14 protein-coding genes and 1 pseudogene are annotated in these 17122 nt (G+C 62.8%); 11 read left to right on the top strand and 4 right to left on the bottom strand.

Translation table 11 applies throughout. The features are described from left to right. Positions 1–191 precede the first annotated feature (191 nt). Both KHO18_RS00430 and KHO18_RS00435 read left to right on the top strand, forming a co-directional pair. Positions 192–2849, top strand: a complete 2658-nt coding sequence (locus KHO18_RS00430) for a cation-translocating P-type ATPase (RefSeq protein WP_144202185.1) — start codon at positions 192–194, stop codon at positions 2847–2849. 159 nt (positions 2850–3008) lie between these two features. After that, positions 3009–3341, top strand: a complete 333-nt coding sequence (locus KHO18_RS00435) for a DUF883 family protein (protein WP_144202183.1) — start codon at positions 3009–3011, stop codon at positions 3339–3341. A 535-nt stretch (positions 3342–3876) separates the two neighbouring features. Here the strand turns inward: KHO18_RS00435 and KHO18_RS28610 are convergent. Together KHO18_RS28610 and KHO18_RS00445 are read right to left on the bottom strand one after the other, a co-directional pair. Further along, positions 3877–4216 (bottom strand): annotated as a pseudogene (locus KHO18_RS28610) (gamma-glutamyltransferase); the annotation flags it as partial. Between the two features lie 123 nt (positions 4217–4339). Beyond that, on the bottom strand, positions 4340–5272 hold the full coding sequence (locus tag KHO18_RS00445) for a LysR family transcriptional regulator (protein WP_144202181.1): 933 nt from the start codon (positions 5270–5272) through the stop codon (positions 4340–4342). A 112-nt stretch (positions 5273–5384) separates the two neighbouring features. On the opposite strand from KHO18_RS00445, the gene KHO18_RS00450 reads away from it, so the two are divergent. From KHO18_RS00450 to phaZ, 8 genes are all read left to right on the top strand, one after another. Further along, positions 5385–6551, top strand: coding sequence for a mandelate racemase/muconate lactonizing enzyme family protein (locus KHO18_RS00450; protein WP_144202178.1), 1167 nt, complete (start codon positions 5385–5387; stop codon positions 6549–6551). Positions 6552–6590: 39 nt separating this feature from the next. Then, positions 6591–7583, top strand: coding sequence for a tripartite tricarboxylate transporter substrate-binding protein (locus KHO18_RS00455; protein WP_144202176.1), 993 nt, complete (start codon positions 6591–6593; stop codon positions 7581–7583). Between the two features lie 241 nt (positions 7584–7824). Further along, positions 7825–8823 carry an AraC family transcriptional regulator gene (locus KHO18_RS00460; protein WP_144202174.1) on the top strand — a complete coding sequence of 333 codons (999 nt, stop codon included), beginning with the start codon at positions 7825–7827 and terminating at the stop codon, positions 8821–8823. Between the two features lie 267 nt (positions 8824–9090). Then, the gene (locus KHO18_RS00465; RefSeq protein ID WP_211942576.1) at positions 9091–10884 is read left to right on the top strand and encodes an acyl-CoA dehydrogenase; all 1794 of its coding nucleotides are present in this window, start codon (positions 9091–9093) and stop codon (positions 10882–10884) included. 40 nt (positions 10885–10924) lie between these two features. Then, positions 10925–11389 carry a MaoC family dehydratase gene (locus KHO18_RS00470; RefSeq protein WP_144202170.1) on the top strand — a complete coding sequence of 155 codons (465 nt, stop codon included), beginning with the start codon at positions 10925–10927 and terminating at the stop codon, positions 11387–11389. An 11-nt stretch (positions 11390–11400) separates the two neighbouring features. Next, on the top strand, positions 11401–13119 hold the full coding sequence (locus KHO18_RS00475) for an alpha/beta fold hydrolase (RefSeq protein WP_244844389.1): 1719 nt from the start codon (positions 11401–11403) through the stop codon (positions 13117–13119). Between the two features lie 46 nt (positions 13120–13165). Next, on the top strand, positions 13166–13606 hold the full coding sequence (locus KHO18_RS00480) for a phasin family protein (RefSeq protein WP_244844390.1): 441 nt from the start codon (positions 13166–13168) through the stop codon (positions 13604–13606). A gap of 70 nt (positions 13607–13676) precedes the next feature. Further along, entirely contained in the window at positions 13677–14519 is an 843-nt protein-coding gene (gene phaZ, locus KHO18_RS00485; RefSeq protein WP_144202166.1) for a poly(3-hydroxyalkanoate) depolymerase, read from the top strand. Positions 14520–14631: 112 nt separating this feature from the next. Here the strand turns inward: phaZ and KHO18_RS00490 are convergent, their stop codons facing one another. Continuing rightward, positions 14632–15960 carry an MFS transporter gene (locus tag KHO18_RS00490; protein ID WP_144202164.1) on the bottom strand — a complete coding sequence of 443 codons (1329 nt, stop codon included), beginning with the start codon at positions 15958–15960 and terminating at the stop codon, positions 14632–14634. Between the two features lie 303 nt (positions 15961–16263). On the opposite strand from KHO18_RS00490, the gene KHO18_RS00495 reads away from it, so the two are divergent. Beyond that, positions 16264–16800 (top strand): GNAT family N-acetyltransferase, encoded by a 537-nt coding sequence (locus tag KHO18_RS00495; RefSeq protein ID WP_144202162.1) that lies wholly within the window; start codon positions 16264–16266, stop codon positions 16798–16800. Between the two features lie 21 nt (positions 16801–16821). Here KHO18_RS00495 and KHO18_RS00500 read toward each other — a convergent pair whose 3' ends face one another. Further along, positions 16822–17070: a DUF1488 family protein gene (locus KHO18_RS00500; RefSeq protein WP_144202160.1), complete on the bottom strand. Its 249-nt coding sequence runs from the start codon at positions 17068–17070 to the stop codon at positions 16822–16824. Positions 17071–17122: the final 52 nt, after the last annotated feature.

Raw genomic sequence — 17122 nt, forward strand, 5'->3', positions numbered from 1 at the left:
CGATCAGTGGGCGAGTCAGGCCGTCAAAGACGCCTTCTTCGAAATTTTTCCGCTGTCCCCAACATCACTTTGACGCGACCGACATGCACCGGACAAACGGCGAAGACTCTCCTGTGGACCGGTCCAGTGCCGCAGAGGCCGACCGTCCCGCCCAAGGAGATGGCAGTCGCCAAAGCGGGGCGCGTCCCACAATGGCCCAACTCGGGTTGACCACCGCGCAGGCGGCCCAGCGCCTGGTCGAGATAGGCCCCAACGCGCTACCGCGGCCAAAGCCGCCGTCGATCGTCGCAGTATTCCTGCGACAGTTTCTGAGCCCGCTCATTTACATTCTGCTCGCCGCAGCAGCGGTATCGCTTGCCCTTGGCGAGCCGAGGGACGCCTTGTTCATCGCTGTCGTGCTGCTGATCAACGGGGTCGTCGGCACCGCGCAGGAGCATTCTGCGGACAAGGCTGCCGCCGCACTTTCCAAGATGGAGCAGCCGGATGCCACTGTCATCCGCGATGGCGCGCAGCAGCGTATCGAGGCGCGCAGTGTGGTGCCGGGTGACATTGTGCTGCTGGAGGCAGGTGGCAGGGTGCCGGCAGATCTTGAACTCGTGGAAGCGTCAGATCTGCAGTGCGATGAATCGCTGCTAACCGGCGAATCCCTGCCTGTACGAAAGCGCGCAATGCACGAATGTGCCGATGACGAGGCTCACAATCGCTTGTGCCGTGCCTATGCGGGCACCGTGGTGAACCGGGGGCGGGGCCGGGGCGTCGTGGTGGCAACAGGTGCAGCAAGCGAGTTCGGACGAATAGCCCGTGAACTGAACCGAAAATCGGTATCACGTCCCCCGCTCCTCATCCGACTTGAACGCTTCTCGCGGTTGATCGCCCTGGCGGTAGGCGTTGCCGTGGCCCTGCTGGTAGCGGTGGGCTTGCTGCGCGGCATGCCGTTGTCCGAACTCTTCATGATGTCAGTGGGGCTGGCGGTAAGCGCGATTCCTGAAGGGCTGCCCGTGGCGATCTCGGTGGCGTTGGCCATCGGCATGCGGCGGATGGCAAAGGCCAACGTCATCGTGCGCAAGATGCCCGCTGTGGAATCGCTGGGCTCGTGCACGATGATTGCCACGGACAAGACTGGCACGTTGACGATGAACGAGCTTGTCGTGACAGACATCCGGCTACCTGATGGGACTGCGCTATCTTGCGATGTTGGCCCGGATGTGGACCGCTGCGCCATCCACACCGCGGACACCACCGATGAGGAGGCCAGGACGCGCGTGTCAGCCTTGCTGAGGGCGGCGGCACTGCCCAACGAGGCGCAGCTCGCCAGGGAGGCGAAGGGCTGGTCCGGTACCGGGGACACCGTGGACATCGCGCTTCTGGCTGCGGCGCACAAGGGCGGCACCGTTGTTCACGAGGTCAGGCAGCGGTATCCGCTTGTCGCACGCATTCCCTATGAGCCCGACCTGAGATATGCGGCATCGTTCCACCGGCACGAAGACCGGATCCGCGTTTTCGTCAAAGGCGCACCAGAGACGTTGATCGCAATGTGCGACCACGTGGATGTGCGGGGGAGCGTCTCGCCGATTCAGCGGGAAGTGCTGCTGCAACAGAAGGAGGCACTCGCCGCGCAAGGACTGCGTGTGTTGGCATTCGCCGAGGGAACCATCGGCGCCGAGCCGGACGAGGTCTACGGCCACGGGCATCTGGTCAATCTGACCTTCCTGGGGCTGGCAGGCATGCAGGACCCGGTTCGACCCGAGGTGCCGGATGCGATTCGAGAATGCTACAACGCCGGCATCGAGATCGCGATGGTGACAGGTGACGACCCGGTCACCGCCAGTGCGATAGCCACCGAGGCAGGGATACGCTTCAGTGCTGAACAGGTCGTGACGGGGGGCCAGGTTCGCCAGGCCGAGCAACTCGGCGAGAAAGCGCTCGACGACTTGACGCGGCATGCGCGGATCTATGCGCGAGTGAGTCCTGAGCAGAAGCTGGCGATTGTGATGTCGCTGGCAAGGGCGGGTCATTTCATCGCGGTAACTGGCGACGGGGTGAACGACGCGCCTGCGCTCAAGCATGCCCATGTCGGCGTAGCGATGGGGCGCAAGGGTACCGAAGTGGCCAAGGAAAGCGCGGATATCGTCATCGCAGACGACAACTTTGCGTCAATTGTTAGTGGCATCCGCGAGGGCAGGGTAGCCTACGCGAACATCCGCAAGGTGATCTTCATGCTGGTATCCACGGGCGCTGCGGAGGTCACGCTGTTCATGTTGGCGATCCCTCTCGGGCTGCCAATGCCTTTGCTGCCGGTGCAACTCCTCTGGCTCAACCTGGTGACCAATGGCATTCAGGACGTAGCGCTGGCCGCGGAGCATGCCGAAGGCGATGAGCTGTCGTATCCCCCCCGAAAGCCTCAGGAACCCATTTTCGACCGCGTGATGATCCGTCGCATCGGCTATTCGACACTTGTGATGGGCGCAGGCGGCTTCGTGACCTTTTACTGGATGCTCAAGCACGGCTATCCGGAGGAGGAGGCCCGCAACCTTCTCCTTCTGCTGTTTGTGCTCTTCGAGAACGTACAGACTTTCAACAGTCGGTCGGAGCGCCAGTCTGTGCTGCGACTGGGCTTCTTTTCGAATCCGATGTTGGTGGTGAGCGTGCTTGCCGCTCAGGCGCTGCATATGGCGGCGATGTACATCCCGGGGCTGAGCGAGGCGGTGCATCTTATCCCGGTGTCGCTCAACGCATGGATCAGTCTGGCGCTCGTCGCCATGACGCTGACTATGGTGATGGAACTGGACAAAGGGTGCACCCGGAGTGGCAGGCAACGGGCGAGGCATGGCGATGCGCCGGTGATGTAGCGCTGATGGACACGCCCGACCGTGGCGAGCGAGCAGGCCCCCTTCTGCAGCGCACCTTTTGCCTTGTCCTCGATCAAGTATCGGAGATCCGGGCCGCCTATAGTCGACTCAGCGTCCGCCCCCAGCGGGCCAAAGCGACTCCCGGAAAGGACAAGGAACATGAACGAGATCAAGTCTGATTTCATCGAGCACAGAAAGGCACTGCGTCGGGATTCGAGCATGCTGATCGCCGATATCCAGGCGCTCCTGCGTGATATCGTCGCCGAAGTGGACAACAGATCCGAGCGCACGCGGGATGAAATTTCGGGACGCCTGCATGCCTTGCAGGCCCGGCTTTCCTCCCTGCGGCGCGAACAGGAGGTGCAGGTCGGCCAGTGGGTAGACGCGACTGACCGCTATGCCCATGAGCACCCGTGGCGAAGCATGAGCATCGTTGCTGCGTTTGCAGCGGCCGCGGGGGCGCTTGCGGCGCATTCGCTTCGCCAACGCTAGGCACGTCGGCGCCAGCACAGTTCGCGGTTGCGGGCCTAGGCGGCGCCCAGTGCTAATTTCCTGAAGCCGACGCGAGGCTCGTAAGCTCTCCGCCCGGCCTCGTCATGGCGCCGAGAAGCCGGTATCCCTCGCGTGTGAGGCGGATGGGGCGGCCTGATGGCTGAGGCTGCTGAAGATCGATCAGTCGGCGTTGCGCCAACTCGGCGAGATCCGTGACGTCAATGCCAGCGCCTGATCCCCGAGAATCGAGAACCATTAGCGCAGCAATTTCATGGGCGCTCAACATGGGCTGTCTCCGAACGACGAAAGAAGCGTGGGTCGTAGTAATTTTCCTAATACGATAGCCACATACCGCCCGATCCGGCCTTGAATCACCGCAGGCATTGACGACGATCAATGCCATAGGCTCGTCGCAGTGCAGTGGTCTTCACGCGCACGCTCATTACTTCAGATGGAACTGCTCGAGTTCGGACATTGCATACTGGCGGAAGCGGCAAACGCGGCAAGGACGGCCGGTCTTCGGCACTCGGAGACCGGCACGAGCCACTGCCAGGGGTACCCGGTTGCAGATGTCGATGGCGTTGCTGGTCGACGAGAACCGGGGTGCCGACACCGCCTCCGGGCGCGCCAAGCACAATCTCGGGCTTGCCGTCCCGGAACACAATCGTCGGGCAAAACGACGTGAAGCAGCGCTTGCCCGGCGCAATGCTCCCGGCCCGACCGGGCCGGGGATCGAACACACCCATGCAGCCGTCGTACATAAACCCCAGTCAGGGTGTAATCGCCCCGGCCGGCATGGCGAGCGAATGTGTCAGCGACACGCAGTTGCCATCGCCATCTCGAACGAGGCGAGGTGTCGCGGCTGCTGCTGGAGCGGGGCGGCGCCGGAATCGTGCCGGCGTTGGAGACGGGATCGGTCATGGTTCTCGAATCCATTCTCCATGCCAGTCAATTACCTGGGCGTCTGTTCGGGCGCGATGGCCCGGCACTCTGGCCGCTCAACTGGTGCGGTCTGCCTTAGGCTTCTTCCTAATGCCGGTCCCCTTGAGCTTCTCGGTGACGAAATCGATGAAGGCGCGCGCTCGTGCCGTCTGGTTTCGCCGCTGCGAGTAGTACACGAACAGGTCAGCGGATGGCAGCTTGTACTCGGGCAGCAGAATTCTCAGCCGGCCACTCTCCACATACTTGGCCAGATCCCATTCGGAGCGGATCAGTATGCCGTGGCCGTCGAGAGCCCACCCCAAGACAATGTCTCCATCGTTGCTGGATAGCGCGCCATTGACTTTGACGGTCTCGTGACGGTCATCATGTTCAAAGCGCCAAACGCCGTAGGCACTGTCATTCTGACGATGGATGATGCAGCGATGGTGCATCAGATCGGAGAGGGTCTTGGGGGTGCCGAACCGCTCGAGATATCCCGGCGATGCGCAGATAAACCTCCGGTTCGACATGATGCGGCGCGCAGAGAGCCGGCGGTCGGGAAGGGCGCCGAATCGGATTGCCAGATCGATCCCGCTATCGACCAGGTCGACCGGCCGGTCTGTCACTTCCAGTTGGACTTCAACGTGCGTGTACCGCTTGGCGAATTCAGAAACGAGAGGCGCTATCGTCGTTCGACCGAAGCCGAGCGTCGCGTTCACGCGCAATAGTCCGCGCGGCTCCGACCCACTGCTGGAGACGACATTCTCCATCTCCTGAAGATCCGCCAGAATTCTCGTCGCGTAAGAGAGATACGTCTCGCCTTCCGTCGTGAGGCTGATACTTCGCGTGGTCCTGTTGACGAGGCGCACACCCAAACGGCTCTCCATTTGCGCAAGGCGCTTGGTGGCGGCGGGAGGCGTCAGGTCGAGTTCGCGCGCGGCGCCGGAGAGGGTGCCCAGCTTGGCGACGAGGACGAAGAACTCAAGTTCCGTGGCGAGGTCAGCTTTCACTTTGATTTAATAATGTTGTGATTTTGATTCAATTCTAGAACAGTGTTCCGCACCTATGCTACGCACTACCACGCCGATGGGCGTGAGCGTTCTGTGTATCAGGAGACACATTGTGAGAATCGTAGAAATCCGCGAGAAGACCTTCCCAATCAGCTCGCCCATCCGCAACGCCTACATCGACTTCAGCAAGATGACCCTCAGCCTGGTCGCCGTGATCACCGACGTGATCCGCGACGGGAAGCCGGTGGTGGGTTATGGCTTCAATTCCAACGGTCGCTATGGACAGGGCACCCTGATGCGCGAGCGGTTCATCCCCCGCATCATGGAAGCAGACCCGGAATCGCTCGTCGACAGCACCGGAAACAACCTGAACCCGCACAAGGTGTGGGACACCATGTTCAAGAACGAGAAGCCCGGCGGCCACGGCGAGCGGTCTGTCGCCATCGGCACGATCGACATGGCGATCTGGGATGCCGTGGCCAAGATCGAGGGCAAGCCGCTGTTCCAGCTGCTGGCTGACCGATACGGCAATGGCCAGGCGGACCGCAAGGTGTTCGTCTACGCGGCGGGTGGTTACTACTATCCGGGCCAGGATCACGGCAAGCTGAAGGACGAGATGCGCAGCTACATCGACCGCGGCTATACGGTGGTCAAGAAGAAGATAGGTGGCGCATCGCTCGACGAGGACCTGCGTCGTATCGACTCCATTCTGAGCGTGTTGCAGGACGGGCAGAAGCTGGCGGTCGATGCCAATGGTCGGTTCGACCTCGATACGGCGATCCAGTATGCGAAGGCGCTCTCGCAATACGACCTCTTCTGGTACGAAGAGCCGGGCGACCCGCTGGACTTCGAGCTGCAGGCCACGCTGCGCAACTACTACGACAAGCCGATGGCGACCGGAGAGGATCTGTTCTCGATGCAGGACGCTCGCAATCTCATCCGCTATGGGGGCATGCGTCCTGACCGAGACTGGCTGCAGTTCGACTGCGCGCTGAGCTACGGCCTGGTGGAGTACCTCCGCACGCTGGACATGCTCAAGGAGCACGGCTGGTCGGCGCGCCGCTGCATTCCGCACGGCGGCCATCAGATGTCGCTGAACATCGCGGCCGGCCTCGGCCTGGGTGGCAACGAAAGCTATCCCGATCTCTTCCAGCCGTTCGGTGGCTTCCCCGACGGGGTCAAGGTGGAGAGAGGCTACCTCACGATGCCGGACCTGCCGGGTATCGGCTTCGAAGGCAAGTCGGACCTGTACAGCGTGATGCAGCAACTGTCGAACTAAGCGGCAGACATCAAAAAAAATACACAAACGGAGACAACCATGTGGATCAGACAAGCGGCCGGACGGGCCGCAACCCTTTGCCTTGTCAGTGGCTTGGCTATCGGTGCGGGTCACGCCAACGCCGAGTATCCAGAAAAGCCTGTCACCCTGGTTGTCCCGTTCGTGGCTGGTGGCCCGAGCGACAAGATCGCCCGCGACGTTGCCGAGTCGTTGCGCAAGACGCTCGGCACTACCGTCGTCGTCGAAAACACGGCGGGCGCGGGCGGCACCATCGGCACGGCACGTGTGGCTCGCGCCGCGCCTGACGGCTATACGTTGCTCGTCCACCATATCGGGCTGGCCACCGCACCCGCACTTTACAAGAAGCTCGGATACAAGACATCGGATCTGGCCTTCGTTGGCCTCATCAACGAGGCGCCGTCGACGCTCATCGGAAAAACGGCTCTGGCGCCGAATAATTTCGCCGAGCTCCGAGAGCTCATCAGCGCCAGCGGTAGCAAGCTGAATCTCGCGAATGCCGGGGTGGGGTCGGCTTCGCATCTCTGCAGCTTGCTGCTGCAGAACATGCTCAAGAGCGACATGACGTTCGTTCCCTACAAGGGAACCGCACCGGCGATGTCCGACATCATGGGAGGCCAAGTCGACCTCATGTGCGAACAGGCAACCAACAGCACCCCGCAGATCGAAGCCAGGAAGGTCAAGGCTTACGCTGTCACCAGCGCGCAGCGCTCTGCGGTGCCGGCGCTGTCAGGAATCCCGACGCTCATCGAGGCGGGGCTTCCCGGCTTCAACTTCACGGTATGGCATGGCGTATATGCCCCTCAGGCTACGCCGCAAGCCGTGCTCGATAAAATCAACAAGGCGCTTCGCGCAGCACTGAAGGATCCCAGCCTGATCAAGCGCGAGGAGGCGCTGGGCATCACCGTCATATCCGATGATCGCCTCTCTCCTGCAGGCCACAAGAAGTTCTTCGATGACGAGGTTGTCCGGTGGACGAAGGTTATCAAGGACGCAGGAATCCAGCCGGAGTGAGGCGGCGACGGCGCTATGACGAATCGCACAGGCAGGAGACAACCCAGTCGGGCCATCTCGAAGCGCTCGGTGGACGACTGGGCCCGGGAGAACCCCGACGCCGACGCAACCGAACCGTTCCATCACATGGGCATCGCTGCCCCACGCGGCCTTGCAGCCATATCACGTTTTCAAGGCACCACGGCTGTGCCAGAATGTAGCGTCATCACCCCAGACCGGCATTCACTGCCTGCCCCCTCACTTGACAGGCCTGTCCGCTACCGTCCCTATATCCGTCGTCAACGGCTTCCTGTCGGGCGCGGACCCGGCTGCTATCGCGCGGCTTGCCGAACGCTCGGGGATTGCGCATGAACTTCTGCAGGAGCCCGCCGCGCGGGTCACCCAGGAACAGTTCGCCACGCTCTATCGGCTGCTGGCAATGGAGCTTGACGATGAAATGCCTGGCATCTTCAGCCGTCCGCTGCGCAATGGCGTGCTGAAGTTCCTGGGTCTCAGTCTGCTCGACGCGCCAAGGCTGGAGGTTGCCCTGCATCGCTTTGGCCAGTTCTTCCACCTGATCCTTGATGAATTTCGTCTGACGTTACGGCGTGAGGGTGGGAACGGGTATGTCGAACTGGTGGCGAACCCGGATGGCCCGGGCGTGAGCGTGCTGGGCTGCGAACTGATGCTGAAGCTGGTGCATGGGATGGCCTCGTGGCTCATCCGCCATAGAATCCTGCTCAATGGCGCCGAGTTCGCCTTTCCGCTCCCGCCGCAGAGCAGCGATCATCTCTATCTGTTTCCAGGCCCGGTCCACTTTGACTGCGCACGCACGCAGATCAGTTTCGACGCGGCCTACCTTGACTTGCCTGTCAGGCAACGCAAGCCTGACCTCGAGAAATTTCTAGCACGCGCGCCCGAAGACTGGATCTTCGTCGCGTTCGCCGAGCAATTGACCTGCCACCGCGTGCGCCAGCACCTTGCCGAATGCCTGCCTGCTTCGCCGACCATCGATGCTGTCGCGCAGGCACTCCACCACTCCGTGCGCACCTTATGCCGGCGACTGTCGGCGGAAGGCACGACGTTCCAGGCCATCAAGGACGAGGTGCGGCGCGATCTTGCCATCCAGCGCCTGACGCGCTCCGAAGATCCCATTGCCGCGATCGCCTACGACGTGGGCTTCGACAATCCCACCGCCTTCCATCGGGCATTCCGGCACTGGACGGGTAGCACCCCCAACGCCTACCGCCGCCCACTCTGATCCGTTGATTGGCGCCAGCTGGCGTCGATCGACACGGACTGTCAATCCTGGCCGTCGACTAACAAATCCTGCCACTTCAGGCGACACTCATCCCGTCCGCCGGGTGCATGCGCCCGTTCAAGGCGGAAAGCGGCACGATTTGTCAGCGAATGGGCCGGTTCGGGTAATCCGCTTTGCGCTGCCCGACATTACGATCACTCCGTCAATGTCGCAGCGCAGCAGGCTACCGAGCCGCGGGCGCTGCATCTCAAGATAAAGAGGCAAGAGATGAGCTATACCGCACCCACCAAGGACATGCTGTTTATCATCCGGGATCTGGCCGGACTGACAAAGATTGCCACGCTTCCCGGTTTCGAGGACGCCACTCCGGAGACGGTCGAGGCGGTTCTCGACGAGGCCGCGAAATTCCACGGCGAGGTACTGGCGCCGCTGAACGCGGCAGGGGACAAGGCCCCGAGCAGCTGGCACGACGGCGAAGTGCGGACCACGTCCGGCTTCAAGGAGGCGTTTCGCCAGTTCGGCGATGGCGGCTGGCAAGGCGTCGTCCATCCGACCGAATTCGGCGGACAGGGATTGCCCAAGCTGGTCGCCACGCCATGCATCGAGATGATGAACGCGGCGAACATGTCCTTTGCGCTGTGTCCGCTGCTGACCGACGGCGCCATCGAGGCACTGCTCACGGCGGGCTCCGACGAACTGCAGCAGCGCTACCTGCCGCGCCTGATCGCAGGCAAATGGACCGGGACGATGAACCTCACCGAGCCGCAGGCCGGCTCCGACCTCGCGCTGGTCCGCTCGCGCGCCGTGCGCCAGGCGGACGGCGCCTACAAGGTATCGGGCACCAAGATCTTCATCACGTACGGGGAGCACGACATGGCCGAGAACATCGTGCATCTGGTGCTGGCACGCACGCCGGATGCGCCCGAAGGCGTGAAGGGTATCTCGCTGTTCCTGGTGCCGAAGTTTCTCGTCAACGATGACGGCTCGCTGGGGGCGCGCAACGATGTCCAGTGCGTGTCGATCGAGCACAAGCTTGGCATCAAGGCCAGCCCGACCGCCGTGCTTCAGTTCGGCGATCACGGTGGCGCCATCGGCTACCTGATCGGGGAAGAGAACCGCGGCCTCGAATACATGTTCGTCATGATGAATGCGGCGCGCTTTGGCGTGGGCGTGCAGGGCATCGCGATCTCGGATCGCGCATACCAGCAGGCCGTCGCCTACGCGAAGGATCGGGTGCAGAGCCGCCCCGTGGACGGCACGGCAAAGGAACCCGTCCCGATCATCCGGCATCCCGACGTTCGCCGCATGCTGACCGAAATGCGGGCGCTGACCGAAGGCGCGCGGGCGCTCGCGCTGGTGGCAGCGGGCTACTCGGACATCGCGCATGCCGCTGCCGATGCCGAGACGCGCGCACAGTATGCCGCGGTCTACGAATACCTCGTGCCCGTCATCAAGGGATGGAGCACGGAGATGTCGCTGGAGGTCACCAGCCTAGGCGTGCAGGTGCACGGCGGCATGGGCTTTATCGAGGAAACAGGTGCAGCGCAACACTACCGCGATGCGCGCATCCTGCCGATCTATGAAGGCACCACCGCCATCCAGGCCAACGATCTGATTGGCCGCAAGACCGTCCGCGACGGCGGCGCCACCGCACGGGCCATCCTCGCGCAGATCGATGACACGCTTGCCGCGCTCGCGGAGCGTGGCGCCAATGCGGCATGCCGCGCAATGTACAAGCGTCTGAGCGCAGCGCACACCGCACTGGCAAACGTCATCGAGTTCGTCGTCGCGAAGACGCGTACCGATGCCAACGCCGTGTTCGGTGCCAGCGTGGCCTACCTGAAGATGGCTGGCATTGTGCTGACCGGCTGGCAGATGGCGCGGGCACTCATCGTTGCCATCGATAAGCATCACGAGGACGAGGCCTTCTACGGCGCCAAGATCGCCACCGCGGAGTTCTTTGCCAACCATATCCTGGTGCGCGCGCCGGCCATGGAGGCGGCGATCACCAGTGTCGTCGGCACAGACGGATTCCTTGCCTTGAACGACGCGCAGTTCTGACGCAGTCAGCCCAGACCCAAAAACTTTGAAGGACAGCAGCATGAAAATCGACGGTTACAGCATGGCGACGCTTGGCGCGTTCGTCGGCCAGGAGTTGGGCGTATCGGAATGGGTCGAGGTGGATCAGGCGCGCATCGATGCATTTGCAGACTGCACGGACGACCACCAGTGGATCCACGTGGATGTGGACCGGGCGGGTCGCGAAAGCCCGTTTGGCGGCACCGTCGCGCACGGCTTCCTCACGCTTTCGCTGCTGGGCGGCCAGCTGACCCGCATGGGTATCGTTCCGGTCGATGCGAAAGCGGCCGTGAACTGCGGGCTCGAAAAAACGCGCTTCCTGACGCCAGTGAGGGCCGGCGCCCGGGTGCGCAATCGTGTGAAGCTGCTCGCGGCAGAGGACAAAGGTGAAGGCCGCATCATGCTGAGGACGGAGAACACCATGGAAATCGAAGGCCAGGCCCGGCCGGCCCTGGTTGCCGAGTCGCTGGCACTGCTGGTGGCCTGAGGAGAGACGCCATGGAAATGACGAAGCAACGTACAGGCAAGGCCGGCAAGCCAACCAAGGCCAATCGGCCGGCCGTGCCCGACAGCGGTGGATCGATCGCCGCCGTCCCCAATCCCCTTGTGGGCCTGCGCCCGGAGGATCTGGCTTCCACCGCCCACCAGATCGGCACGCAATGCGTTCAGGAGCCCGCACTGCTGCTGGAGCAGCAGACGCAACTGGCGCATGACCTGCTGCGCGTGATCGCCGGCACGGCCAGTGCCCCGCCAGCCCGCGACCGTCGCTTCGCGGACCGGGAGTGGCACGACAACCCACTGTTCCGCATGCCGCTGCAGGGCTACCTTGCGTGGCGGGATGCCGCGGCCGGCTTTGTCAGCCGCTCTGTCATGGATGCGCGCAGCAAGGAACGCGCGCAGTTCTTCACATCCCTCGTTTTCGACGCGCTGGCGCCGACCAATATGCTGCTGGGCAACCCGGCGGCGCTCAGGGAGACGTTCGAATCGGGCGGTCTCAGCCTGCTCTCCGGAATGACCAACCTGCTGACCGATGCCCTGACCAATCAGGGCATGCCTTCCCAGGTCGACAAGGGCGCGTTTCGTGTTGGCAAGGATCTGGCGAGCACGCAGGGAGCGGTGGTCTTCCGCAATGACGTACTCGAACTGATCCAGTACACGCCTGTCACGGCCAAAGTCCACGCCCGCCCGCAACTTATCGTGCCGCCACAGGTCAACAAGTTCTATGTGTTCGACCTCGCTTCGGGCAAGAGCATCGTCGAGTACCTGGTGGGGCAGGAATTCCAGGTGTTCATGGTGAGCTGGCGCAATCCGACTGCGGCGCAGCGCGAGTGGAATCTCGACACCTACGTGGCGGCGCTGATCGAAGCGATCCATGCCATTCGCGATATCACCGGCAGTGACGACGTGAACCTGCATGGCGCCTGCGCCGGCGCGATGACAATGGCGGCACTGATGGGCTATTGCGCAAGCCGTGGCGAGAAACTGGTGAATGCCGCCACGCTGATGGTGTCCGTCTTCAGCCTGGACGAGCAATCTCAGCTGGGCCTGTTCGCCACGCCGGAGGCCGTTACCACCGCGCGGCAAAGCAGCCAGGCCAGGGGTGTGCTCGACGGCGAGGAACTGGGCCGGGTATTCGCATGGATGCGGCCCAATGATCTGGTGTGGAACTACTGGGTCAACAACTACCTGCTTGGCAAGGCGCCGCCGGCGTTTGATGTCCTGTACTGGAATAACGACACGACACGGCTGCCCGCAGGATTCCATTGCCAGTTGCTCGACATCCTCTCGGACAACCTGCTTGCCACTCCGGGCGCACTGGCGGTGATGGGCGAGCCCATCGATCTGTCGAAGGTCGCCTGCGACAAATTTGTATTGGCCGGCATGACCGACCATATCACCCCGTGGCAGGGCGTGCTCCGCTCCGCACGTGCCTTTGGCGGACAGACCGAATTCGTCTTGAGCTCCAGCGGCCACATTCAAAGCCTGATCAACCCGCCCGGGAATGCGAAGGCGAAGTTCTTCGTGAACGGCGACGATACGACCGACCCGCAAGCCTGGCTGGACGGCGCCGAGGCCACGTCCGATTCGTGGTGGAACCACTGGAGCCAGTGGCTGAAGCAGCGGTCCGGCCCAAAGTGCAAAGCCCCCTCGGCGCCTGGCAACGCACGCCACGCGCCGTGCGGCGAAGCCCCCGGACGCTACGTAATGGAAGCCTGACGCCCGGCCATACCGCAGCTTTTTCCAGTTTTTCAACGCAACCTGAATGGAGACCATGAAGATGGAATCGACCAATACCGCGGGCGCCTTCGCCCCGCACAAGAAGCTGTTTGACTTCGTCAAGCACAACCGCCTGGATCCGGTGGCGATCCTGGAGTCCCGTCGCAAGGACATCGAGGCGCTGGCCGGCGTCAATCTCACGCTGCTGAGCGGCCTGCAATCGCTGGTCCGTCTGCAGGCCGAGTACCTGTGTGGCACCGCCGCCGATCTGCAGTCGCTCGGCACGGCGAAGCTGGGCGATGAAGCCAAGGCTTCGCCTGTGCGCGTGACCGACCTGCTGCCGCTCAGCCTGAACAAGGCCGTGGCCGGCCTGCGCGGCCTGACCGACACCGTGTACAAGACGCAAGCCGACAGCTTCGCTGTGGTCGGCAAGCGTTTCGCGGAGAATGTGGAAGAAGTGAAAAGCATCCTGCGCCCCAAGCCGTAAGGCACCCGGCACGGCCTCACCAGGTCGTGCCGTCCCGCCCGTTTCAGGGCAATGCTTCCAGGACGACTTGATGACAATAAACGGTGCCAGCGTTGAATCTGGCCACAAGATGGCAATCCGGACCGTAGACCTGGATGGACAGGTGCTGCGGGTCGGCATCCGGCCCGGTAACGATGCGGGGCCGCCGCTGCTTATGTTCAACGGTATCGGCGCCAATCTGGAACTCGTCGAACCGTTCGTCGATGCGCTCGATGGCGTCGAAGTGATCATTTTCGATGTCCCCGGCGCTGGCGGTTCTCCCGCGCCGCTGCTTCCCTATCGCCTGTCCAACCTGTGCGTGCTCGCTGACAAACTGCTTGGTCATCTCGGCTATGAAGGGCAGGTCGATGTGCTCGGCGTTTCCTGGGGTGGGGCGCTCGCGCAGGAGTTCGCGCATCTCTATCCGATGCGCTGCCGGCGCCTTGTGCTGGCGGCAACGTCGCCCGGCGTGATCATGGTGCCGGGTAGCGTGTCGGTCCTCTCGAAGATGATCGGCGCGCGCCGCTATACCGACCCGGACTACCTGCGGCGCGTGGGCGCCGATATCTATGGCGGTGCCTTCCGCGACGATCCCGCATTGCTGGACGCGCACGGCCGCCATATGCATCCGCCGCGCGGCCGCGGCTATATGTACCAGTTGCTGGCGGCATGGGGATGGAGCAGCCTGTTGTGGCTCGGCGCGCTGAGCCAGCCCACGCTGGTCATGCACGGCTCCGACGATCCCATCGTGCCCCTGGTCAATGCCAGGATCCTCGCTTCGCGCATTCGGCATGCAGCGCTCCACGTCTTCGAGGATGGGCACCTCTTCCTCCTGACTCGCATCAGCGAAGCGGCACCGGTGGTGCTGCGTTTCCTGCGTCAGCCTCAGGCCTGACGCAGTGGCCCCCGGATTCCGGGGGGCCACCTCTTCCTCTCATTGTCTTGGATGGAGATGCCGCGTCGGCCCCTCCCTTGGAACTCAAGGTAGGAGAGTGCGGGGAGGGCGGTCAGGTCTGTGCCTGCGAGGCTCGCTCGCTCTCGATGCGACGCAGATCGGCGGCGTAGTACTTGCGCCCGATCCCGAAACACAATGTGGCGCACAGGCCGGCCAGCGGAATGATCTGCAGGGCGCCAAGCAAGCCGATTCTGTCGGCGATCAGTCCCGTCACAAAGGGACCGGGCGCGAGGCCCAGCAGGTTGTTGGCGAGCGTGAGCGTGGCGAAGGCCGTCGCGTGAATGGCGGGATGCGTGAGGTTGGCTACCACTGCGCTCGCCGGTCCGGCCGTACCGCCCACCAGCAACATGCCGGCAAAGATCAGGACCATTTGCGTTGTGCCCGCCGGCGTGTGGAAGGCCGCCACGAGCAGCACGCAACTGGTGGTGCTGTAGGCAATGGCCATCAGCCACTTGCGGGTGGGGGCATTGCGGGCGGCCCAGTCGGTCAGCGCACCGCAGGCAATCATGCCTGCGCCGGCCGCCAGCACGAAGCCTGCGGCTGTCAGGCCTGCACGATCCGTCGCCATGCCGTAGTAGCGTGACAGGTAGCTCGGCATCCACGCAAGCAGGGCGCCCGTGACCAGCAACTGCATGGCGCTGCCGACATAGGTATAAAGAATCGAAGGGGCCGAGAACAGGGCGGATACCAGGGGCCGCAATGCCAGGCGTTTGGGTGCTGCCGCGTCGCCCTTGTCCTCACCAATCCGCGCGCGCTGCGCCTTCAGGCGCGGTTCCGTTACCACGAAGCGAAACACTGCTACGAGTGTCAGGCCGAAGATGGCCATCGCGGCAAACGCCCAGCGCCACCCGAGATGAGCGGCGAGGGTGCCGCCCAGGGCCATTCCCAGCACCGATCCGAATGGGCCGCCGGCAATGAACGCGGCGCTCAGGCTGGAGCGCAAGCGGCGGGGGAATACCGACAGCACCATGGCAATGCCCACGCTGCCATAGGCAGCTTCGCCGATTCCCACGCACAGCCGGGCGATGAACATTTCGCCGAAGTTCGTCGCCACTGCACAGCCGAGTGTAGCGAGGCTCCACAAGCCGGCCATCAGCATGAGGCTCTTGACCCGGCCCCAGCGGTCGGCGAGGACAGACAGCGGCAATGTCAGGATCCCCACCATCAGCGCAACAATGCCGCCGAGCGCGCCCAGTTCCGTATCAGTCAGCGCCCATTCGTGCTTCAGCAGCGGAAATACCGCATTGAGCACCTGGCGCGACATGTAGTCTGACAGCAGCAGACCAAAGCCCAGGGCGAACACTACCCACGAGTAGTAGTGGAGTCCGACTGGCCTGGCTGGATCTGCTGCCAGGGTGGGAAATGTGGAACGTTCGAGCATGAATACCTCAGAGGGAACACTTTGACGACTCCCGGCCACCTGAGCCGAGGCGTTGACGCTTCCTTCCATGGCGCTTGCCAACGTCCGGTCGCAACCGAAGCAAGTATCTAGTATCAGATGCGTACGGTTTGACATTCCGGGACATGCATTTTGCTTTTCGGGAAGTCCGGGAAAACCTGAGGGTCCCGATGCCGGGCCTGGCGGCCTGACTCCAACTCCGGCGAACTGCACCGGGTCACCTAGTATGAAATGCGACGAGGCGAATGCATCGAACCCGTCCTTTTCCCTTACGACACGGTTGCCATGCAAGACAAATCTGACACAACAACATTCGTGCCGTTCAGCGTGTCGCTGCGCGACGGACGGGAGGTGCTGGTTCGGGAGATTGCCGAAGACGACAAGGCTGGCCTGCTGGCGGCGTTCGACAGACTTTCCGCCGACGCGCGTTACACGAGATTCATGGCCGCCATGCAACAGCTACCCGAAGCAATGCTTGAGCACGCGACGCATCCGTCGGCGGAGTGCGAGCTTGTCCTGGTGGCAATTGCCACCAAAGGCAAGGCGCCGTCCATTGTGGGGGGCGCGCGCTATGCCGCGGCACCCGGCAACGATACTTGCGAGTTTGCGGTCACGATCGTCGATGACTGGCAGGCGCTTGGCCTTGCCAGCCGATTGCTGAGCGTGCTAATCGACACCGCTCGCCGCCGCGGGTATCGATCCATGGAAGGCTATGTCCTGTCATCGAACACCGCGATGCGGCGATTGGCTCGCCATTTGGGATTCGCCGACATACCGTGTCCCGACGACACTACGTTGCGCGTGGTGACCCTTGCGCTGTAAGACAGTGTTGATTGAGAGTGCTCAAATGGAGTATGTGTTGCGCATGCCCGGCGTGTAGAGTTCCCTTGCCAGCAGAAGTATCTGCTCGCGATGCTGGTCGAATGTGGATAGAAAAGCGGCTTCTTCGGAGGTGGTTTCCTTGCTTAGGTGTGCAAGGACATCGTCGGAGACTTGGAAGGTGACTTCGCGTGCGTTGTCGTAGCCCCAGAAACACACGCAGTGCCGCGACGCGTCGTAGATGCGGCTGGGGTTAGGGAAGTTCAGTGCCATAGCGGAATTCCTGTGAAGCCGGATTTAACCCGGACGTGTCTAGAGGTTCTTT

It is taken from the genome of Cupriavidus campinensis (genome assembly GCF_905397395.1).
Classification (GTDB): Bacteria; Pseudomonadota; Gammaproteobacteria; order Burkholderiales; family Burkholderiaceae; genus Cupriavidus; species Cupriavidus campinensis.